Source organism: Caulobacter sp. UNC358MFTsu5.1 (genome assembly GCF_000712075.1).
GTDB lineage: Bacteria > Pseudomonadota > Alphaproteobacteria > Caulobacterales > Caulobacteraceae > Caulobacter.
This window is the reverse complement of sequence record NZ_JONW01000007.1, coordinates 260,083-279,847: the sequence shown is the minus strand read 5'-3', so window position 1 is coordinate 279,847 and position 19,765 is coordinate 260,083. Positions and strand designations below refer to the sequence as shown.

The window sequence follows — 19,765 nt, the reverse complement described above, 5'->3', positions numbered from 1 at the left end:
ATCAACCGCCCTTCTTGTCGCCGGGCTTGCGGGGCTTGATGCGCTGGGGCGAGTCGGCGGGCACGGGCTTGACCTGGGCGTGCGGTTTTATCTTGCCCAGGCCCTGGGTGATGATCTTGTCGCCCGGCTTGAGCCCCTTGGTCACGACCCAGTCGGGACCCAGGGTGCGCTCGGCGACGATCTTGCGCGGCTCGGCCTTGTTGTCGGGGCCGACGACGAAGACCGTCGCATTGCCCTTGGGATCGCGCGACACGGCCGACTGCGGCGCCAGGAAGGCGGTGGTGTCGACAGCCTGGGCGAAGCTGGCCCGCACGAACATGCCCGGCAGCAGCAGACCCTTGGGATTGGGCATGCGGGCGCGCAGCGTCACCGTGCCGGTGCCCTGGTCGACGACCACTTCGGAGAACTCCACGACGCCGATCTGGTCGTAGTCGCCGCCGTCCTCCAGGGTCAGGCGGACCTGGGCGCTGGTCGGCGCGGCGCCGCCGGCCGCCAGGGCCCGGCGCAGGGCCAGCACGTCGGCGCTGGACTGCTGGATGTCGACATATATCGGGTCCAGCTGCTGGATGGTGGCCAGCGGATCGGCCTGGCTGCTGGTGACCAGCGCCCCGACCGTGAACAGTGAACGGCCGATGCGGCCGCTGATCGGGGCCGGCACGGTGGTGAAGCGCAGGTTGATGCGGGCGGTGTCCAGCGCCGCCTGCTTCTGGGCCACGGTCGCGGCCGCCTGGCGGGCGGCGGCGACGGCGTTGACGTAGTCCTGCTTGCTGACCGCCTCGATGGCGACCAGGGGCTTGTAGCGGTCGGCCTGGGCCTGGGCGGCCTCCTGGTTGGCCTTGGCGCTCTCGAGGTCGGCCTGGGCCTGGTTGGCCGCGGCGCGATAGAGGCTGGAGTCGATCTGGTAGAGCGGCTGGCCGCGCTGGACCAGCGCGCCCTCGGTGAACAGCCGCTTCTCGATCACGCCCGAGATCTGCGGCCGCACCTCCGAGCTCTGATAGGCGACGGTGCGGCCGGTCAGTTCGGTGGTCAGCGGCACGCTGGTCGGCTGCACCACGACATAGCCCACGGTCGCGGGGCCGCCCCTGCCCGCTCCGCCCTTGTCGGGCTTGCCGCCGCAGGCGGCCAAGGCGGCCAGGGCCAGGAGGCCCATCCATCGCAAGTGCGCTCGGCCTCGCGGATTTCCACCTCGTCCCACGACCTCAATCTCCTGCATAACACGGCCATGACCTGGCCCAAATCCTGCCAAGCAGGTCGCGAGAACGGATGGCTAGACTGCGATCGAACCGAGCTCTCACCCCGCCCCTACGGGGCGAAGTTTGCAGGATCATTTCCTACCTGCGGTTCGACGGACATAGTGTGTCGGTGCGTTCGCCCTCATCCCACTGCGCCGCCCCCCACGGCTCGGTCGACTTTCGAAACGCGGTCAGGCGGCGCGGACTCGCCGGACGACCTCGTCCGCGTCCATGATGGCGCGATAACGGGCGAGCAGCCTGTCCAGGGTGATCTGCTTCACCGGTCGGCCGTCGCGCAACTTCGTCCACGTCGTCTCGCTGACGCCGAAGGTCTCGCGCAGGCAGTCCTTGGTCGTCGCCCGCAGCACATTGCGCAGATCGAGGAACGTCTGGCGATCCAGCGTCACCATGGGGCGATGCCGAGACGCCCTGCCGAACTCCGCCGTCGGAAAGGCGGATGGGCTGGAGGTCGAGAGCTCTGAACTAGGGTTGGGCTGCATAACGATAACTGTAGGTCCAGGTCACGGTTTGCTGCGGCTGGGCCGCCAGGGTCAAGAAGGGTTCGAAAGCGACGATGCTGCGGATCGACCACAGCTGGAGACTGGTCAGCGGACGGTCCGCGCGCACGCCGTACCCGACGCCATGGGCGTTCCGCACGGAGAGATCATAGGCCGACGACGCAGGATCGCCGACCGCGAACGGCGTCGAGAAGACCTCTTCGGCGCCAAGTGCGCGCTGGTAGGTCAGCGTCTGCCCCTCGACCGCGGCCACGTCCTTCAGCGGCTTGCCGGGCCGCAGGTCGAAGGCCGCGCCCACCCGCAGTCCCGCCTGGGCCGGCGCGCCGCCCAGAGTCAGGAAGTTGTGGTTGAACGTCGTCGTCGTGATCGATTTGGCGCCGATGTTCTTCAGGCTGTGACGGATCTCCAGCACCGGCTGGCCTGGCTGCAGGCGCAGTTCCTTGCTGTAGACATAGCCGTAGCCGCTGATCGGGTCTGACACCGTCTGGGTGAAGACCACCCGGTCGGCCTTTGCCTGGACCTTCCAGGTCCCATGATCGACCAGCTCATAGGCGCGGAACGAACTGTAGTTGGCGCCGTCGGTCGGCTTGCGCAGCACGCCCACGCCGATCTTGACGAAGGTCCCGCCGGGCGCGGCCTCGGCCCAGCCCAGAGGCTGGCTCGGGTCGTAGGCGTCGGCCGGCCCGACGGCCGCGGTGTTGGGCGAAGCGACGATCTCGTCGCCACGGAAGGCGTAGTCGCGGACATCGGGCGCGACGCCGTCGAACCACAGGCCGTAGTACTCGTGGCCCTTGTAGGTGAGGCTGGCGATCATGCCGGCCCAGTCGAACCGGACGCCGCGATAGAAGCCCTTGTCGGGATCGGGCAACAGCACCGTCGCCGACAACAGCTTGTTGCCGATCTTGACCTGGGGCGCGGCCGCCAGGGCGGTCTTGGCCGGGATCACCGGCGCGTGCGGCGCCGGCGTGGACGCCTGCTGCGCCGCCTGCTGAGCCACCGCGGGCCCGAGGCCGAGCGCCGCGCCGGCCAGCAGGCCCAGGCAGAGTGCGTGAAGGGTCTTGCGTGCCATCGGACGCCAACCATGCGTTAGAACGAAGGGGTCGCGCCAGGCGCGACCCCTTCAGGGTGGAGAGATCCGCGCCGGGGGGGCAAGGCGCGGCTCTCTCCGGGGGAGGCGCCTAGAACCTGAAGCGCAGACCGCCGGTGAAGTAGCGGCCGACCACGTCGTAGCCCGTCGGCGTCGGATAGAAGAAGCCGGGGTTTCCGGTGAACGAGGTCGAGGCGTAGACCGGCGGCTGCTTGTCGAACACGTTGGCGACGGTGACGAACGCCGTGGCCTTGTGCTCGTTGTAGACCAGGTCGTAGCTGACGTTCAGGTCGACATAGGTGATCGACGGGATGTTCGGGTCCGAATAAACCAGCGTCGGGTTCGAGCTCGGGACCAGCTTGGACCAGTAGCGCGCCGTGACGTTAGCCTGGAACCTGTCCAGCTTGTAGTTCACGGTCAGGTTCACGCGGTTCTTGGCCGGCGCCACCGAGCCCGGGCCGAGGCTCGCCGCCCCCGCCTGGTTCAGGGTCACCGCGCTGGGCAGGGCCCGCGACTTCAGGACCGGCTGGTTCGAGTACAGCATCCGGACGTCGATCTGACCCGGCACCGGCGAATGGATGTCTTCGAGGTTGAAGGCGTAGCCCGCCTCGATGTCGATCCCGTGGGTGTAGGTCTTCGCGATGTTCAGGCTCTGCGTCAGGATCAGGGTCGGGTAGTTCGCGGCCGACCGATCGCTGAAGGGCAGCGGCCGGACGTACAGCGAGCAGAGCACGCTGGTCCCGCCCGAACGTTCGCATTCCTGCTGCGTGGCGGTGTTGTTGCCGCCGACGCTGCCGATCGCGTTGTTGATGACGATGTTGTAGTAGTCCAGCGAGATGCTGAAGCCCGGCAGCCAGTGCGGCTGATAGACGACGCCGGCGACCTGATTGTCGGCGACCTCGGGCTGCAGGTTCGGGTTGCCCTGGCTGGAGCCGTTGACGAAGCCCGCCACGCCGGTGTGCAGATCGGTGTAGCCCGTCAGGGCCACGGTCTGGCCGGCGTAGAGGTCGTTCAGCGTCGGCGCCCGGATGTCCCGCGACTGGACCAGGCGGAAGCGCAGGTCGTCGATCGGGTTCCAGTTCAGGCCCACCTTCCAGGTCTTGGCCACGCCGCTGGTGCTGTAGTCAGTGTAGCGGAAGGCGCCGTTGAACTCGAGGTTCTTGGCCAGGACGACGTCCTTAAGCAGCGGGACGACCGCCTCGATATTGGCTTCCCAGACGCTGTTCGAGCCTTGGGCCGGCGCGACGATGTTCTGGGTCCAGGCCTGGGTGTTGCTGTTGAAGCCGCCGCGCAGGCCGGTGAAGTCGACAGGGTCCTGCGGGTTGGCGTTGGTCGTCTGGACCATGCTCTGCGAGCGGTATTCGTAGCCCGCGGCCACCGAGACCGGGCCGGCCCAGGTGTCGAACAGGTCGCCGGCGACGTTGAACGCCGCGTCGTCCATCTTGTTGATGGTCTGGAACTGGGTGGTGCCCAGCACGTAGTTCATCGCGGCCTGGGACCCGGCGCCCTGGCCGAAGATGTTCAGCGGCACGCACCCGGGATAGAGGCCCGGATTGGTCAGGCTCACGCGGCAGACGATGTTGCCGGCGCCGTCCTTGACCGCGTCGATCGCCGCGTAATAGCGCGGGTTGTTGATGTTGTAGCGGGTCGGCATCCGCAGCCGGCTTTCACCGTGCGTGTAGTAGGCCTCCCAGTTCCATTTGTCGTGGAACTTGCCCTGCAGGCCGAAGGTCGCCTGGAGCGCGTCGGTGAGGGCGTCGATCTCGGCCTTCTGGCCGATATCCACGTCGTAGAGGCCCAGGTTGAACGAAGCGGTGTTGGTGTTGGTCAGCACCGACTGGACGCTGGTCGGCAGGAAGGCGTTGCCGCTGTAGATCGTGATCGCATTGGGGCCGCCGGCGGCGCGGGAGATGTTGCGGCCGCGGTAGACCACGCGGGACTCCGAGCCCGACAGCTGGATGAAGCCGGTGACGTCGTCGCTCAGCTGATACTCGAAGCGGCCGAAGGCCTGGTCGGTGCGCAGGCGCGCCAGCAGGGTGTTGCCGACGACATAGCCGCCGTCGCCGCCGCTGGAGAGGTTGGAGTTGCCCGTCGGGGTGCCCGCGTTGAACGTCGCCAGCGAGCCGTCCGGCATGAACATCTGGCCGGCCAGCGGACCGGTGGTGATCAGGCCGCCGAAGCTGGTGTTGGAGACCCGGCCGTCCCGGATGAGGTGAAACGGATTGGCCGCGGTGCCGTTGCCGGCCTCCTGGTAGATGGAGTCGCCCAGCTCGCGGTCGTACTTCGACTTGATGCCTTCCGACTGGTAGTGCTCGAGGCTCCAGATCACGTGGCCGCGGTCGAAGACGTCGCTGCCGCCGGCCAGGCCGGCGCGCCAGGAGCTGTTGTCGCTGCGCGACGAGGTCCCGCCCTGGACCACGCCCTTCAGGCCCGAGAACTTCCTGTCGAGCACGAAGTTGACGACGCCGGTGACGGCGTCCGAACCGTAGACCGCCGAGGCGCCGCCGGTCACGATATCGACCCGCTGGACCAGCATCTGCGGAATGATGTTGGTGTCGACGTTGCCCGCCGCGTTGGTCGCCGGCACCCGCCGGCCGTCCATCAGGATCAGGGTCCGCTCGACGCCGAAGCCGCGCAGGTTGAGATAGTTGCCCTGGTTGGGCGTGCTGCCGGCGCCGAGCGTCGCCTGGCCGCGGGACCCCGCGAACGCCGGCAGCTTGTTGAGCGCGTCCGGAATGTTGGACGGCGTGTTGGTCTGCAGCGCCTCGGCCGTGGCCACGGTCACCGGCGTGGGCGCGTTGTTGCCGTTCCGGACGATCCGCGACCCCGTAACGACCACTTCCTCAACCGTAGCGTTCGAAGCGTCGCTGGCGTCGCTTTTGGCTTCTTGCGCAAAAGCTTGGGTAGAGATCGCTGCAACGCTCACCCCAAGGAAGAGCATCTTTGTTATTGAAAACGTTTTCATTTCCAACCCCTATTTTCTATTTTATTTGTTTTGCCACCGGATACGTCCGCAAAAACTCGTAGTCAATCGAATTTCTGAGGAATTTATCCTTATTTTTCCTAGACTTAACCCCACAATTACAGACGTGCGGGGGCGTCCGTCGGCGTAGAACGCCGGCGATGGGAGTCGTCCGCGAGCCAACCTGCTCGCAAGTTTTGGTAGGCCCGTCCGCCCTACTTTCGCAGGGAGGCCAGGTACGCGATCAGATTACGCCGGTCATCAGGTTTGGGCGTGGCGATCATCATTCTCGTTCCAGGGACAAAGCCCTGGGGCTTGGCGAGGAAGGCGTCGAGATTGGCCGCGTTCCATTGCGGGCTCGCGGTGGTCAGTGCTGACGAATACTTGAAATTGGGCTGGCCACCGGCCTTGGCGCCGTAGACGCCCACGAGCCGCGGCGCCATGGGTCCGCCGGCGCCGCCCGAGGCGTGGCACATCGCGCAACGCATCTCGAAAACCGCCTTGCCGGCCGCGATGTCGCCCGGCGGGGCCGGCGGGGCCTTGGCTTGAACGGCCTTGGTCTTGGCCGAACCGGCCTTGGTCTGGGCGGCCGCGGGCGAGGCGCCGACGCACACGACCATGGCGGCCATCGCCAGGCTCAGCATCGGCTTGGATCGCAGGGTTTTCATGACGTCGCTCCTGCCAGGATGAGGGACCGTGCGCTTCCCGGGGCGAAAGAGCGGCCCCGACGCTCGCGCGCCAGGGCCAGTTCCGCACGCAGGGACGAGGGCGGGCTGGAGATGGCCGCGACCGCAACGGGCGGCGCGCCATCGAAGAGGGAGGGCGTCGGACGGGTCATCTCAGCGGAACTCCACCGAGACATCGACCGGCCGAGCCAGAAGATGATAGCGAACGGTGACGACCTGCCCGGGCGCGGGCGCGTGGGCGGGGGTGAAGACGCCGACGCTCACGACGTCGCCGGGACGCAGCCGCCCGCCCTCGGCGCGCACCGCGTCACGGGCGAACAGGGCGATGTCGAGCAGGTCGCCCAGGGTCTCGCGCGCGACCGCCTGTTCGATCCGCTCGCCGTTCGCGTCCTTGACGATCGCGTCGATCGAAAGGTTTTCCAGCGCCGCCATGCCCTCCGGCGTCTGGGCCAGCGGATATTCCCGCCCCGCGACGCCGAGGCGCGCGCCCACGTCCAGGGCGGCGATCTGGTCGGCGCCGGGCTTGAAGCCATCGGCATAGTTGCGGCTGGTCAGCTCGATGAAGGGCTTGAAGCCGCGCAGGGCCCGATAGGCCTCTTCGCGCGTCGTCGCCTCGTTCAGGCTGTCGTCGCCGACGACCAGCAGAAGGTCGGATTCCCAGACGCCGCCGACCCCGAACGCGGCCGGCGCGACCTGACCTTCCGGCAGGATCATCTTGGCGTAGAGCTCGCCGAACCGCGGCCGCTCGATGCCGAACGCCTTGCGGGCGGCGGCGCTGAACATGCCGACCTTGTAGCCGACGCGCGGCCCCAGATCCGGAGCCAGGGCGGCGACGAAGGCCTTGCGGAAACAGATCGCCTGAGCCTCGCCCTGGATGTCCAGGGGCGGGATCGGCGTGAGCGTGCGCCACAGGCCGGCGACCTCGGCGGCCTTCGGCTGGGCCGGACATGGCGCCGCGAGCGCAGACGTCGCCGCGGAAAGACCGGCGGCGGCCGTCAACACCCCGATCAGGCGTCCCAATCCAGACATGGCCGAAGGGCTGCGCAAGAGACCCGCCTCCCCTACTTACGCTTGGCCGGCGCGGCCGTCAGCGCGTGCGGCGCGACGGTGGCGTCGATGGCGGACTGGGCGATCTCGGGCGTCCAGACGCGGCCGCCCAGCGGCGAGCGCGGGCCGTTGGTCGGGGCCTGGGGCGCGGTGGCCGGACGGCCCTGGAAGTAGAACCAGGACTCCACCTTGTCGCCGGTGTTGATCGCGGCGTGGACGGTCTGGCCGTTGTTGGGCGACAGCAGGCCGACGTTCGCGGGCCAGCGGCGGATCTCGCTGCCCACCTGCATGAAGGTCGGGCCGTCGGTGATCTTGACCCAGCCCTCCTCGGTCTCGGGCGTGTGGGCGTGGGCGCCCGCGACGGTCATCGGGCCCATGTAGACGATCAGGAACCGCTCGCCGAGATCGCTGAACGGCGACTTGGACATGTTGGTCCAGTGCACGCCCTGCTCGATGTAGAGGATCTTGGCGGTGTCGCGCACCAGGATCTCGCCCCCCGCCGGCGTCGGCGGCGAGGCGGTCGACATCATGATCATCTCCAGCGGCGCGTCGCCGACGCTGGCCAGGCGATGGACCGCGCCGGGCGGGATCAGCATCGCGTAGCCCGGCTTGAGGTCCCAGGCCCTGACGCCGTCGTCCAGCCGCCCCTGGCCGTGGGTGACGTAGATGATCTGCTGCTCGGGCACGCCGTTCAGGGTCGAGGCCTCGCCCGGCTGGATCGTTCCCAGCACGACCTCCTTGCGGTAGCGCAGGACCGCGCCGTCGGGACCAGGCTGACCGGGGTCGCCGGCCGTCAGGATCTTCCGCGTCATGATGGCGTCGCGCGCGATGCGGGTGATCGAGCGCGCCGGGTCGCCGATGAAGCGGTCGATGTCCAGGCCCGTCTGCAGGTTCGACGGCGGCTCGCGGATCAGCGCCGGCGCCGAGGCCGGGGCGGCCGGCGACGCCGGGGCTTGAGCCTGAACGGCGCCGCCCAGGGCGGTGGCGGCCAACAGGCCGAGCAGCAAGGTCTTCATCGAGGCCCCCTGGGGCTTGAAACGGAAGGTGGACGGGCGACGGCTAGTGGGCGCCAGGCTCGGCCGAATAGTGCTCGACCAGGTAGGCCTGGACGGTGCTCAGGTCGCTGGGCGTGATGTTCAGGCCGTTGCCGACCATGCGCTTGAGGACGCCGGGCCACTCCTCGGCGGCGTGGGGCGTGGCGGTCAGGACGCCCAGGTCGTGGCAGCCCGTGCACGAGCTTTCGAGGATGTCCTTGCCGCTGCGGGCCGGCGCCTCCGGAAACGCCGGCGGCGGGGGCGTGGCGGCCTGGGCGTCCGGCGCCGGCGAGGCGGTTTGCGGCGCCGGGGTCACCGTCTGGGCGCTGGCCCAGCTGAACAGGACCGAGGTCAGGACGGCGGCGGCGAGAACGTTTCGGATCGACATAAGGCGCCTCGTGGGATCAAGCGGTTACTGAAGGGCGTAGGTCACCAGCAGGTCGCTGGTGTTGGGCGAGCCGATATAGGAGCCGCCGGTGGCCACCAGCGACACGTACTGCTTTCCGTCGCGCCCCTTGTAGGTCATCGGGGTGGCGTGGCCCGAGGCGGCCAGCGGGGCCTCCCAGACCTGCTTGCCGGTCTTGGCGTCGAAGGCGCGGAAGCGCTTGTCGTCGGTGGCGGCGATGAAGATCAGCCCGCCGGCGGTCACGATCGGCCCGCCCACATTGGGACGTCCCGTCAGGCGCTTGTCGGCCGGCAGCTTGTCGGTCACGCCCAGGGTCGTGCGCCAGGCGATGTCTCCGGTCGAGACGTTGACCGCCACCAGTTCGCCCCACGGTCCCTTCTGGCACTGCATGCCGCCGTCGCGCACGTCGGCGAACCAGCTGTTGGCGGAGGTTGTCAGCTGCAGCTTGCCGTCGGGGGCGAAGGCCAGGAACTGAAGGCTGCCCTGGTTGGTGACGTTGATGACGAAGTTGCCGTTGGCCTTGTCGAAGGCGCCGCCGCCCCAATTGACCCCGCCGCCGGTGCCCGGGAAGGTCACCGTGGCCTCGTTGAAGCCGACCGGCGTGTACATGGTGGTGCCGACCATGCGGTTGTCGGCGACCAGCTTCCTGCAGAAGGCCTCGTGCTCGGGGGTGATGTCCGAGATGTCCTTGTCCAGGTCGACGCCCTGCTTGGCCAGCGGGGGCGGCTTGACCGGGATCGGTTGGGTCGGCGAGGCCACCTCGCCCGGCACGTGGCTGGCCGGCACCGGCGTCTCGTTGACCTTGAACAGCGGCTTGCCGGTGGTGCGGTCCAGGATGAACAGGATCGTCGACTTGTTGATCGCCGCCACCGCCGGGATCACCTTGCCGCCCATCTTCACGTCCATCAGCGTGGGCGCGGCCGGCATGTCGTTGTCCCACAGGTCGTGGTGCACGGTCTGGAAGTGCCAGATGTACTTGCCGGTCGCGGCGTCGACGGCCACCAGCGAGGTGCCGTAGAGGCCGTCGCCGATGCGGCCGCGGCCGTCGCGGTCGAAGGCGGGCGTGGCGAACGGCAGGTAGACGACGCCGCGCGCCTCGTCGACGGTCAGCATGTTCCAGGTGTTGACCCCGGCGACGTTCTTCCAGCTGTCGCCCTGCCAGGTGCCGAAGTTCGGCTCGCCAGGCTCGGGGATGGCGTTGAACTTCCACAGGGTCTTGCCGGTGATCACGTCGACGCCGCGCACGTCGCCGCGCGGGCCCTGCGGCGGGTTCTCCTGACCGCGCGAGCCGACGATGACCACGTTCTTATACATGACCGGAAAGGCGTCGGCGCTGAGCTGGCCGTTGGGATAATTGCCCAGCACGTCCGGCGTGCGCAGGCTCAGCACCCCGCCGTCGCCGAAGGTGCTGTTGAGCTTGCCCGTCGCCGGGTCCAGCGTGAACAGCTTCAGGTTCGCGGTGACGATCACCAGGCGCGGGCCGTTGGCCTTGTCGCCGGGCCAGTAGTGGAAGCCCCGCACGGCCCGGCCGCTGGAGATCATCTCGTCGTGCGGCAGGCGGAAGACCCACTTCTCCTTGCCCGTCACCGGATCGAGGGCGACCACGCGGCCGAACGAGGTCGACAGGTACATCGTGCCGTTGACGACCAGGGGCGTGAACTCGCTGGCCGAGCTGGGCACGGGCGGCGCGCCCATGCCGCCGGGGACCGGGGGCGTCGCCGTCCCGGGCGGCGGCTTGACCCCGCCGGGCATCGGCATCGGCCGCACGCCGGCCTGGGCGATCCAGTTGCGCTGGGCGCGGGCCTTCAGGTCCTCGATATCGGGCTTGGGCACATCGGCGGGACGCATGTCGTACGACCAGGCCGGCTTCAGGCGCGAGACGTTGGCCGGGGTGATCTGCTTCAGCGGCGAGAACCGGGTGCCGCCGGCGTCATAGCCGTAGTTCGGCCAGTCCGTGGCGCTCTGGGCCATCGCGGCCGTGCCCGAGACGCCCGCCAGGAGCATCGCGACGAACAGGGATTTGACGGAAGGCGACATGCGGCGGGTCCTGTGAACGCGGGACATAATCAGACGACGGACGGTTTGGTTTTCAGGGCGGGCGCGGCGCCCAGGTCGGCTTCCGACAGAGGGGCGTCGGGGTCGATGAACAGCCAGGCCAGGGCGCCGGCCAGGCACAGCACCGCGGCGAAGACGAACGAGGCGGTCCAGCCGAAGCGATCGGCCAGGAGCGGAGTCAGCGAGGCGGTGACGACGCCGCCCAGCTGGTTGCCCATGTTCATCAGTCCCGAGACCGAGCCGGCGGAACCGCCGCCGATGTCGGCCGACAGGGTCCAGTAGGCGCTCTGCGACAGGTAGAGGGCCCCTGCCCCGCCGGCCAGGAACAGGCTGGCCAGTCGGGCGTCGGCGACCTGGGTGGCCAGGGCCACGAACACGGCCGACAGGGCCAGGGCGAAGGCGGCGGTCCAGCAGCGGCCGATCCGCTTGCCGAACCGGGGCGTCAGGCGGTCGGCGATCCAGCCGCCCAGCGGCGAACACACCGCCATCGCCAGGAACGGCAGCATGCCGTAGATCGCGCTGGCCTTCAGATCCAGGCCCCGGACGCTGGACAGGTATTTGAAGAACCAGGTGAAGAAGATGTACGCGACGTAGCCGTAGGTGAAGTAGCTGAGCGTCAGCAGCGCCACCTGGCGATCCTTCACGATCTTCAGCCACGGCGCGGGCCGGGCCGCGGCGACGCCATGACCGGCGCCCTGGCGGATGTAGGCCGCCTCGGCCGCGCCGACCGAACGATGGTGCTCGGGACGATCCCGGACGAAGACCAGCCACGCGGCCAGGACGGCCACACCCACCACGGCGGTCACATAGAAGGCCGAGCGCCAACCATGCGCGAGCATCAGGTGGGTGATCAGCGGCGGGGCCACGCCCGCGCCGATCCCGACGCCCGCGAAGATCACGCCGTTGGCCAGGCCGCGCTCCGACCGGGGCACCCAGGTGGCCACCAGGCGGTTGCTGGCGGGGAAGATCACGGCCTCGCCCACGCCCAGCACGAACCGGACGATCATCAGCAAGGTCAGCGAGAAGGTCAGCCCCGAAGGCACCGCGGCGGTCAGCGCCGTCAGCACGCTCCACCAGACGATGCCCACCGCGATCACGCGGTAAGGGCCGAAGCGGTCGGCGATGCGGCCGGCCACGGGCTGGGTGAAGGCGTAGCCCATCACGAAGGCGCTGAACACGCCGCCGAGCTGGAGGTTGGTGAGGCCGAAATCCTTCTGGATCATGGCTGCGGCGATCGAGATGTTGTTGCGGTCGAGGTACGAGACCGCGGCGACCACGAACATCCAGAACACCAGCGTCCACCGGACGCCGCCGACCTTCGATGCGCTCATGACACTGCTCCCACCCATCGGCCCGGTCAGACTTCGTCGAACAGGGAGACGTGGAAATTCTTGTCGGTCAGGGTGTTTTCGATCCCCGGCCATAGCTCGGCGTGGGTCGTGGAGTGGATCCAGATCTGCCGCAGTTCCTCGTTCTCATAGGTCAGCTGGAAGCGGTAGTTGACGCCGTCCGGCAGCTTGTCGCCCTGGATCAGGGTGCGCAGCTTCAGCATCTTCAGATCGATGAAGCCCTTGAACTTGGCTCCGGCCGGTTTGAACTTCTCGTGGAAGTGCTTGAGCATCTCCTGCTCGCGGGCGGGATCGACCTTCAGATCGCAGTAGAGCACGATCGGCTTGGTCTTGGCTTGGGCCGAGGCCCGCCCCACGCCGGCGCCCGCGCCGACGGCGGCGATGACGACAGCGGCCTTGGCGGCCACGCCCATGGCTTTGCGACGGTTCATAGACATCCTCCCAACCCTTTCTTGTTCTTGTGATTATCGGCTGTACAGCGGCGCTTCGCCGGGTATCGCCAGTTGCAGGCGGTACACATTTCCGGCGCCCATGATGTAGGCCGTCTTCCAGTCCGGCCCGCCCCACACGAGGTTGGCCTGGGCCCGGTCGGACGTCTTCAGCTGGCCCAGCACCTTGCCGTTCGGGGCGATGATGCGGATGCCGCCCGGGCCCGAGGTCCAGACGTTGCCCTGGCTGTCGACCTTCAGGCCGTCGGGCACGTCGATCGGGTTGGGGCCGGGATAGGTGATGAAGCGGCGGCCGTTCGACACCGTGCCGTCCGGGTTCACGTCATAGGCGTTGACGAACATCTCCGGCTCGCAGTTGGAGATGTAGAGCGTCTTGCCGTCGGGCGAGAACCCGATCCCGTTCGGGCGCGGCAGGTCGGTGATCACCGGGGTCAGCTTGCCGTTGGCGTAGCGGAACACCGCGTTGAACGGCAGCTCTTTGGCCGGATCCTTGTCCTGCCCCAGCAGACCGTAGGGCGGATCGGTGATCCACAGCGCGCCGTCGGGCGCATAGACCATGTCGTTGGGGCTGTTGAAGCGCTTGCCGTCGTAGCCGGTCAGGAACGGCGTCAGCGTCATGTCGTCGCCGACCTTCGCGATCCGCCGCGCGCCGTGCTGCTCGAGCAGGATGGCGCCGTCCGGGCCGACCACGCTGCCGTTGGACCCCTGGAAGGCGCCGGCGGGCGGGCTCTGCAGTCCGCCGGACTTGTCCAGGAGCAGCCGCACCTTGTTGTCGGCGCCCAGGGCGTAGAGCTTGTTACCCGTCAGGTCCGAGAAGCGCAGCTCGCCCCCGACCCACAGCGGTCCCTCGACGAAGCCGAAGCCTCCGGCCACCTTCTCGAGCGTCGCGCCGGGCGGGATGACGGCGTCGAGCGCGGGATCCAGACGCAGAACGTGAGGCTCGGCGGCCGCGCTGTCGGCCGCCAGGGCCGGGCCGACGCCCATCGCCAGCGAACCGCCGCAGGCGAAAGCCAAAACGCTCGCGGCGACCGCCGCGCGAAGACGCGCTCTCATCAAGTGTTTCCTACCCAACTGACCAAGGCCTCCGCTCCGGAAGCTCGTTATGTAAACGTTATCATTGCATCGACACGTGTCAAGCGGCGCCGCGCGACGGCGTCGATTTCACGCCGAGGGCGGCGGCCCCGTCGAAGCTCTCAGGGTCAATTTCGTCGGCAGAACAAGCTTTTGCTGTACGGCCTCGCCGGCCAGGATCCGGCCCAGTTGCAGCATCGCCTGGCGGCCCAGCGCCAGGGTCGGAACGCCGACCGTCGTCAGGGACGGTTCGGTCAGGGCGGCGATTCTCTGGTCGTCGAAACCGACGATGGACAGGTCGCGCGGCGCCTTGAGGCCGGCCCGTCGACAGGCCCGCAGCGCGCCCAGCGCCATCTCGTCGTTCGCCGCGAACACGGCGGTGGGCCGATGCGGGATCATCAGGAAGCGCTCCATCGCCCGCTCCCCGGCCTCGACGGTGAAATCCCCCTGGAACAGCAGCTCCGGATCGAGGGGCGTCCCCGCGGCCGCGAGGGCCCGCCGGAACCCCTGCAGGCGATGCTCCGACATGCTGGACCCCGCCGCGCCGGCGATATGGGCGATGCGCCGATGGCCCAGGGCCAGCAGATGCGAGGTGGCCGCGAACGCCGCCGCCTCGTGGTCGACGCTGACGCTGGGCAGGTATCCGGCGCCGCATTCGTCCAGCGCCACGACGACCGGCGGCATGGGCGGACGCCCCAAATGCAGCCCGCCGGAGTCCACGCTGGTGGCGAGGATCACGCCGTCGGCGCGCCGGCTGCGGACCCGATCGACGAAGGCCACCTCGCGGTCGCCCCGGCGGTCGCTGTGGCCGACGAGCGCGGTGTAGCCCAGCTCGGCGGCGGCCGCCTCCACCCCCCGGAAGATGTCCAGGAAATACGGGCTCAGGCTGGGCACCACCACCAGGACGACCCCCGTCGAGGCGCGCTTCAGATCCTGGGCGATCACATTGGGACGATAGCCCAGGCGATCGATCGCCGCAGCGACCAGCTCACGGGTTTCCGGCGTCACCAGCTGCGGCTTCGAGCACGCGCGCGACGCTGTCGCAACGGACACGCCCGCCGCCTCCGCAACCTCCCGAAGAGTGACGGCCCGTTCCCTTTTGCTCATGAAGTCTTGAATTCACAATGATCTATGTTGAACCAGGGAGCGCATCGAAGCGTCTCTGAAACTCATATCAAGCAATTCAATTCAATTGTAAACGTTTCCATTTGGAGCAATAGGCTCACGACCAGCGCTATCGGGGCGCGTTACGGCGACGTCGAGCTCAGCCAGGGGGCGGTCCGGTGGTCGATCGGATGATCAGGGAGGTCTGGAGAACCGTGTCCTCCTCCGCGGGCCTGCCGCGCAGGAGGTCCCAGAGCGACAGCATGGACCGGTAGCCGAGTTCCTCGGTCGGCACCTTGATGGTGGTCAGCGAGGGCTCGTAGAGACTGGCGATCCGCTGGTCGTCGAAGCCGATGACCGACACGTCGCGCCCGACCTGCAGACCGGCGCGCTTGATGGTCTGGATCGCGCCGACGGCCATTTCGTCGTTGGCGGCGAACACCGCGGTCGGCGGCGGATTGCAGGCCAGCAGGGCCTCCATCGCCTCCTCGCCGAACGCGACCGTGAAATTGCCGGCCAGTTGCGGATAGGCGGTCGCGTCCAGCCCTGCGGCCGCCATCGCCGCCTGGAAGCCTTCGAGACGATGCGCCGCCATCGGCGATTTCTGCGGGCCGGCGATGTGGGCGATCCGGCGATGCCCCAGGGCCAGCAGATGGTTGGTGGCGTCCATCGAGGCCTTGCGGTGATCCACGCGCACCGTCGGGAACGCCTGCCCTTCGATCGTCTCGAGCGCGGCGACGACCGGCGGCATGTGCCGTTTGCGGGCCGCCATCAGGCCGGGCTCGGCGCTGGTGACCAGGATCACGCCGTCGGCGCGGCGGCTGGCCACCTGGTCGAGGAACAGCTGCTCGCGCGACGGATCGCGCTCGCTGTGGCCCATCAGCACCGTGTAGCCGCCCTCCCTGGCTCCGCGCTCCACCCCCCGGAAGACCTCCAGGAAGAACGGGCTGAGGCTGGGGACGACCACGAAGACCAGACGGCTCTCGCGCAGGCGCAGATCGCGCGCGATCAGGTTGGGCTGGTATCCCAGCCGGTCTATGGCCGCCAGGACGCGCTCGCGCGTCTCGGCGCGGAGCAGATGCGGATGGGAGAGCGCGCGCGACACCGTGGCCAGAGAGACGCCGAGCTCGGCGGCGACCTGCTTGATGTTCACCGAACCGGAAGGCGGTTGCTTCTTCGTCTGGCCCCTCAAGTGTTTCCGCCCTCGCTATGTGATCAACATCACACGTTTCTCTTCCTAGAGGACCTTTTCGGACAAGGTCCAGCCCCGACGGGGAGCCGCCTCTGGTTTTGGGCGAAATCCATCCGCTTGGCCGGATTTTTCGTATCTGGACGCGCCCTCGCCTTTTCGGCGACGCTCCCGTTCCGCCTCTTCGGTTCGCGGCGAGATTCTTGATCCGCCCGAGGTGATGCTTTGTCCGCGCGCTACGTCTTAATCCGTGCGCCGACGCTCGGCGCCGACAAGAAGGGTGGAACATTGAAGAGTTCGTGGTTCGCAATGGCGCTGGCTTCGGCAAGCGCGCTCGTCGTCGCCGGCGCCCAGGCCGCGCCGATCAAGGAGGCCGATCGCGCCGAGCTGATCCGCCGGGTCGACGCCCGCCAGCCGCAGCTCGCGGACGCGGCCATGAAGATCTGGGACTTCGCCGAGCTGGGCTACCTGGAGACCAAGAGCTCGGCCCTGCTGCAGGAGCAGCTGACGGCGGCCGGCTTCACCGTGACGCCGGGCGTGGCCGGTGAGCCGACGGCCTTCGTGGCCAGCTTCAAGACGGGCCCCGGCCCGGTCGTGGCTGTGCTGGCCGAATACGACGCCCTGCCCGGCCTGGCCCAGGCCGCCGTTCCCGAGAAGCAGCCCCTGCCCGGCCGCGACGCCGGCCACGGCTGCGGCCACAACCTGTTCGGCGCGGCCTCGGTCAACGGCGCCATCGCCCTGAAGGAATGGATGGTCGCCCACGGCGTGAAGGGCGAGCTGCGCGTCTACGGCACGCCGGCCGAGGAAGGCGGCTCGGGCAAGGTCTACATGGTGCGCGAGGGCCTGTTCAAGGACGTGGACATCGCCATCCACTGGCACCCCGGCAACGTCAACAGCGCCGCCCAGGCGCCGTCCCAGGCCAACCTCTCGGGCAAGTTCCGCTTCCACGGGGTGTCGAGCCACGCCGCCGCCTCGCCGTCCAAGGGACGCTCGGCCCTGGACGGCGTCGAGATCATGGACGTGGCCACCAACTTCCTGCGCGAGCACGTGCCGGACGGCACCCGCATCCACTACGTGATCACCAGTGGCGGCAAGGCGCCCAACGTCGTGCCGGACTTCGCCGAGGTCTATTACTACGTCCGCCACGTCGACCCGAAGATCGTCCGCGACGTCTGGGGCCGGGTCGAGAACGCCGCCAAGGGCGCGGCCCTGGCCACCGGCACCACGGTCGACTGGGAGGTCACCGGCGGCGTCTACAGCATGCTGCCCAACGACGCCCTGGGCCGCGCCATGGACGCCAACCTGCGCCGCGTGGGCGGCGAGCAGTGGACAGCCGAGGAGACCGCCTTCGCGACCAAGCTGGCCACCAGCCTGCCCGACGGCGGCGGCGACCTGGCCTCGGTCAAGACCATCGCCCCCTACGATCGCGGCGGCGCCAGCGGCGGTTCGACCGACGTGTCGGACGTCAGCTGGAACGTGCCGACCGTCGGCCTGGTCACCGCCACCTTCGTGCCCGGCTCGCCCGGCCACAGCTGGCAGAACGCCGCCACCGCCGGCACGACGATCGGCGTGAAGGGCGCCGTGGTCGCCGCCAAGTCCATCGCCCTCACCGGCGCCGACGTGTTCAGCGATCCCAAGCTGGTCGCCAGCGCCAAGGCCGAGCTCAAGCAGCGCCAGGGCACGGGCTTCGTCTACAAGCCCCTGCTGGGCGACCGCGCCCCGCCGCTGGACTACCGCAAGAACGCCGGCGCCGAATAGCAAAAGGGCCGCTCCTCGGAGCGGCCCTTTCTTCTTGACGGATGGGGCGGCGGCTAGCGCGCGCCCACCACCGCGGCGTCGGGACGACGGGTGTCCGCCGCGCCGTAGAACAGGCCGCCGTCGATCAGGATCGACTGGGTGCTGCCCATGGTCATCGACGGCGTCACCTTGTGGCCCTTGGCCTCCAGCAGCGGCACGATGTCGGGCGAGAAGCCGGCCTCCAGCTCCAGCGGGCCGTCGACGCCCGACTGGTTCATGCGCGGACGCTCGGCCGCCTCGGCCACGTTCAGGCCGTGGTCGATCACGTTGCTGAGCATCTGGGCCATGGTGGCGATGATATAGCCGCCGCCGGGCGTGCCGGTGACCAGCCACGGCTTGTCGTCCTTGAAGACGATCAGCGGGGTGATGGTCGAGCCCACCCGCTTGCCCGGCTCGGGCTTGTTGGCGGTGCTCGCCTCGGCGCGTTTGCCCCACGAGAAGTTGCCCATCGAGTTGTTGAGCAGGAAGCCCGTGCCCGGCGCCACCACGTGCGCCCCGAACGAGGCGCTGAGCGTGAAGGTGTTGCTGACCGCGTTGCCCTCGGCGTCCGCCACCGAGAAGTGCGTCGTGTTGGGGCTTTCGTAGCGGTAGGGATCGCCGCCCTTCAGGTCCTTGCTCGACAGCGAGGCGGTCATCGAGATCAGCTTGGCGCGCTCGGCCGCGTAGGGCTTGCTGGTCAGGCCGGCGACGGGCGTCGTCCACTGCGGCGGGCCGCCGACGTACTGGCGGTCGGTCCAGCCGATCTTCATGGCCTCGGACAGCACGTGCAGGCTGGCCACGCTGTTGGAGCCCAGGTCCTTCATCGGGAACGTCTCGAGGATGTTCATCACCTCGGCCAGGGTTACGCCCGAGGCCGTCGGCGGCATGTAGGCGATCTTGTAACCGCGGTACTTGCCCCAGATCGGCGGCGAGACGTTGGCCTTGTAGGCAGCTAGGTCGTCCATCGAGATCACGCCGCCGCCGGCCTTGACCCCGGCCACCATGCGCTTGCCGACCTCGCCCTTGTAGAAGGCGTCGACGCCCTTGTCGCGGATCTGGGCCAGGCTCCAGGCCAGATCCGGCTGCGGCAGGCGCTCGCCGGGCTGGTAGGACGAGCCGTCCTTCTTGAAGAAGGCCTTGGCCGCGCCGGGGTCGGCCAGCATCGCCTTGCGCTCGCCGTTCAGGGCGTTGGCTTCGTCGTCGCTGAGGACCACGCCGGCCTTGGCCATCCGCACGGCCGGATCGACGACGACCTTCCAGGGCAGCTTGCCGTAGCGGTGATGCGCTTCCCACAGGCCCGCCACGGTGCCCGGCACGGCCACGCCCTTGAAGCTCTGGCTGAGCTTGCCGCCCGCCTTGCCGTCGGGGCCGACCAGCAGGTCCGGCGTCGTGGCCAGGGGGGCCTGGCCGTAATATTCGATGGCGATCGTCTCGTTGGTCTTGGCGACATGGATCAGCATGTAGCCGCCGCCGCCCAGATTGCCGGCGCGCGGCAGGCTGACGGCCTCGGCGAAGGCGGTGGCGACCGCCGCGTCCACGGCGTTGCCGCCCTTGCGCAGGATCTCGGCGCCGACTTCGGCGGCGATGCGGTTCTGGGCGACCACCATGCCGCCGCGGCCGATCTCGGGATGGTGGATCTGGCCGTAGCCGACGATATCGCCGCCGGTGCCCTCCTGGGCCAGGGCCGAAAGCGGCGCGGCGCCCAGCATCAAAGCGGCGGTGAGCGCCAGCAGCGGGCGGCGCAGCGGAGCGCGGAAGCAGTTACGGATCATGGGCATACTCTGGAAAGCAAGGCGGCCC

At 68.7% G+C, this 19,765-nt stretch carries 17 protein-coding genes; 2 read left to right on the top strand and 15 right to left on the bottom strand.

Annotated elements, in window-relative coordinates:
* Window position 1: 1 nt before the first annotated feature.
* From BR39_RS0113885 to BR39_RS0113870, 4 genes are all read right to left on the bottom strand, one after another.
* Window positions 2-1,150, bottom strand: coding sequence for an efflux RND transporter periplasmic adaptor subunit (locus BR39_RS0113885; protein WP_029912888.1), 1,149 nt, complete (start codon window positions 1,148-1,150; stop codon window positions 2-4).
* 273 nt (window positions 1,151-1,423) lie between these two features.
* On the bottom strand, window positions 1,424-1,642 hold the full coding sequence (locus BR39_RS0113880) for a hypothetical protein (RefSeq protein ID WP_029912886.1): 219 nt from the start codon (window positions 1,640-1,642) through the stop codon (window positions 1,424-1,426).
* A 73-nt stretch (window positions 1,643-1,715) separates the two neighbouring features.
* On the bottom strand, window positions 1,716-2,819 hold the full coding sequence (locus BR39_RS0113875) for a hypothetical protein (protein ID WP_051695673.1): 1,104 nt from the start codon (window positions 2,817-2,819) through the stop codon (window positions 1,716-1,718).
* Between the two features lie 109 nt (window positions 2,820-2,928).
* Window positions 2,929-5,622, bottom strand: coding sequence for a TonB-dependent receptor domain-containing protein (locus BR39_RS0113870; protein ID WP_197026704.1), 2,694 nt, complete (start codon window positions 5,620-5,622; stop codon window positions 2,929-2,931).
* Between BR39_RS0113870 and BR39_RS26745 the strand changes: the two genes are divergently transcribed.
* Window positions 5,609-5,950, top strand: coding sequence for a hypothetical protein (locus BR39_RS26745; protein ID WP_197026703.1), 342 nt, complete (start codon window positions 5,609-5,611; stop codon window positions 5,948-5,950). The genes BR39_RS0113870 and BR39_RS26745 overlap by 14 nt on opposite strands.
* A gap of 64 nt (window positions 5,951-6,014) precedes the next feature.
* On the opposite strand, the gene BR39_RS0113865 is transcribed toward BR39_RS26745, so the two are convergent.
* From BR39_RS0113865 to BR39_RS0113820, 10 genes are all read right to left on the bottom strand, one after another.
* Entirely contained in the window at window positions 6,015-6,467 is a 453-nt protein-coding gene (locus tag BR39_RS0113865) for a c-type cytochrome (RefSeq protein ID WP_029912881.1), read from the bottom strand.
* Between the two features lie 171 nt (window positions 6,468-6,638).
* Window positions 6,639-7,532 (bottom strand): fumarylacetoacetate hydrolase family protein, encoded by an 894-nt coding sequence (locus tag BR39_RS0113860; protein WP_156035769.1) that lies wholly within the window; start codon window positions 7,530-7,532, stop codon window positions 6,639-6,641.
* 14 nt (window positions 7,533-7,546) lie between these two features.
* Window positions 7,547-8,548, bottom strand: coding sequence for a cupin domain-containing protein (locus BR39_RS0113855; RefSeq protein WP_029912876.1), 1,002 nt, complete (start codon window positions 8,546-8,548; stop codon window positions 7,547-7,549).
* A 43-nt stretch (window positions 8,549-8,591) separates the two neighbouring features.
* Entirely contained in the window at window positions 8,592-8,954 is a 363-nt protein-coding gene (locus BR39_RS0113850; RefSeq protein ID WP_029912873.1) for a cytochrome c, read from the bottom strand.
* A 24-nt stretch (window positions 8,955-8,978) separates the two neighbouring features.
* On the bottom strand, window positions 8,979-11,009 hold the full coding sequence (locus BR39_RS0113845) for a PQQ-binding-like beta-propeller repeat protein (RefSeq protein WP_029912870.1): 2,031 nt from the start codon (window positions 11,007-11,009) through the stop codon (window positions 8,979-8,981).
* Between the two features lie 29 nt (window positions 11,010-11,038).
* Entirely contained in the window at window positions 11,039-12,358 is a 1,320-nt protein-coding gene (locus BR39_RS0113840; RefSeq protein ID WP_081916784.1) for an MFS transporter, read from the bottom strand.
* A 26-nt stretch (window positions 12,359-12,384) separates the two neighbouring features.
* The gene (locus BR39_RS0113835) at window positions 12,385-12,807 is read right to left on the bottom strand and encodes a hypothetical protein (RefSeq protein WP_029912864.1); all 423 of its coding nucleotides are present in this window, start codon (window positions 12,805-12,807) and stop codon (window positions 12,385-12,387) included.
* Window positions 12,808-12,840: 33 nt separating this feature from the next.
* Entirely contained in the window at window positions 12,841-13,878 is a 1,038-nt protein-coding gene (locus tag BR39_RS0113830; protein ID WP_029912861.1) for an SMP-30/gluconolactonase/LRE family protein, read from the bottom strand.
* Window positions 13,879-13,986: 108 nt separating this feature from the next.
* On the bottom strand, window positions 13,987-15,003 hold the full coding sequence (locus BR39_RS0113825) for a LacI family DNA-binding transcriptional regulator (protein WP_029912858.1): 1,017 nt from the start codon (window positions 15,001-15,003) through the stop codon (window positions 13,987-13,989).
* A gap of 157 nt (window positions 15,004-15,160) precedes the next feature.
* A complete protein-coding gene (locus BR39_RS0113820) occupies window positions 15,161-16,153 on the bottom strand; it encodes a LacI family DNA-binding transcriptional regulator (protein WP_029912855.1) in 993 nt (330 codons plus the stop codon).
* Between the two features lie 345 nt (window positions 16,154-16,498).
* On the opposite strand from BR39_RS0113820, the gene BR39_RS0113815 reads away from it, so the two are divergent.
* Entirely contained in the window at window positions 16,499-17,947 is a 1,449-nt protein-coding gene (locus tag BR39_RS0113815; RefSeq protein WP_035018436.1) for an amidohydrolase, read from the top strand.
* Between the two features lie 53 nt (window positions 17,948-18,000).
* On the opposite strand, the gene ggt is transcribed toward BR39_RS0113815, so the two are convergent.
* Entirely contained in the window at window positions 18,001-19,737 is a 1,737-nt protein-coding gene (gene ggt / locus BR39_RS0113810) for a gamma-glutamyltransferase (protein ID WP_051695664.1), read from the bottom strand.
* Window positions 19,738-19,765 lie beyond the last annotated feature (28 nt).

Coding starts and splice junctions, on each gene's coding strand:
- BR39_RS0113830 (WP_029912861.1), bottom strand. CDS start 13,878: ATGAGAGCGCGTCTTCGCGCGGCGGTCGCCGCGAGCGTTTTGGCTTTC.
- BR39_RS0113885 (WP_029912888.1), bottom strand. CDS start 1,150: ATGGGCCTCCTGGCCCTGGCCGCCTTGGCCGCCTGCGGCGGCAAGCCC.
- BR39_RS0113865 (WP_029912881.1), bottom strand. CDS start 6,467: ATGAAAACCCTGCGATCCAAGCCGATGCTGAGCCTGGCGATGGCCGCC.
- BR39_RS0113825 (WP_029912858.1), bottom strand. CDS start 15,003: ATGAGCAAAAGGGAACGGGCCGTCACTCTTCGGGAGGTTGCGGAGGCG.
- BR39_RS0113875 (WP_051695673.1), bottom strand. CDS start 2,819: ATGGCACGCAAGACCCTTCACGCACTCTGCCTGGGCCTGCTGGCCGGC.
- BR39_RS0113840 (WP_081916784.1), bottom strand. CDS start 12,358: ATGAGCGCATCGAAGGTCGGCGGCGTCCGGTGGACGCTGGTGTTCTGG.
- BR39_RS0113815 (WP_035018436.1), top strand. CDS start 16,499: ATGGCGCTGGCTTCGGCAAGCGCGCTCGTCGTCGCCGGCGCCCAGGCC.
- BR39_RS0113850 (WP_029912873.1), bottom strand. CDS start 8,954: ATGTCGATCCGAAACGTTCTCGCCGCCGCCGTCCTGACCTCGGTCCTG.
- BR39_RS0113845 (WP_029912870.1), bottom strand. CDS start 11,009: ATGTCGCCTTCCGTCAAATCCCTGTTCGTCGCGATGCTCCTGGCGGGC.
- ggt (WP_051695664.1), bottom strand. CDS start 19,737: ATGATCCGTAACTGCTTCCGCGCTCCGCTGCGCCGCCCGCTGCTGGCG.
- BR39_RS0113835 (WP_029912864.1), bottom strand. CDS start 12,807: ATGAACCGTCGCAAAGCCATGGGCGTGGCCGCCAAGGCCGCTGTCGTC.
- BR39_RS0113855 (WP_029912876.1), bottom strand. CDS start 8,548: ATGAAGACCTTGCTGCTCGGCCTGTTGGCCGCCACCGCCCTGGGCGGC.
- BR39_RS0113880 (WP_029912886.1), bottom strand. CDS start 1,642: ATGGTGACGCTGGATCGCCAGACGTTCCTCGATCTGCGCAATGTGCTG.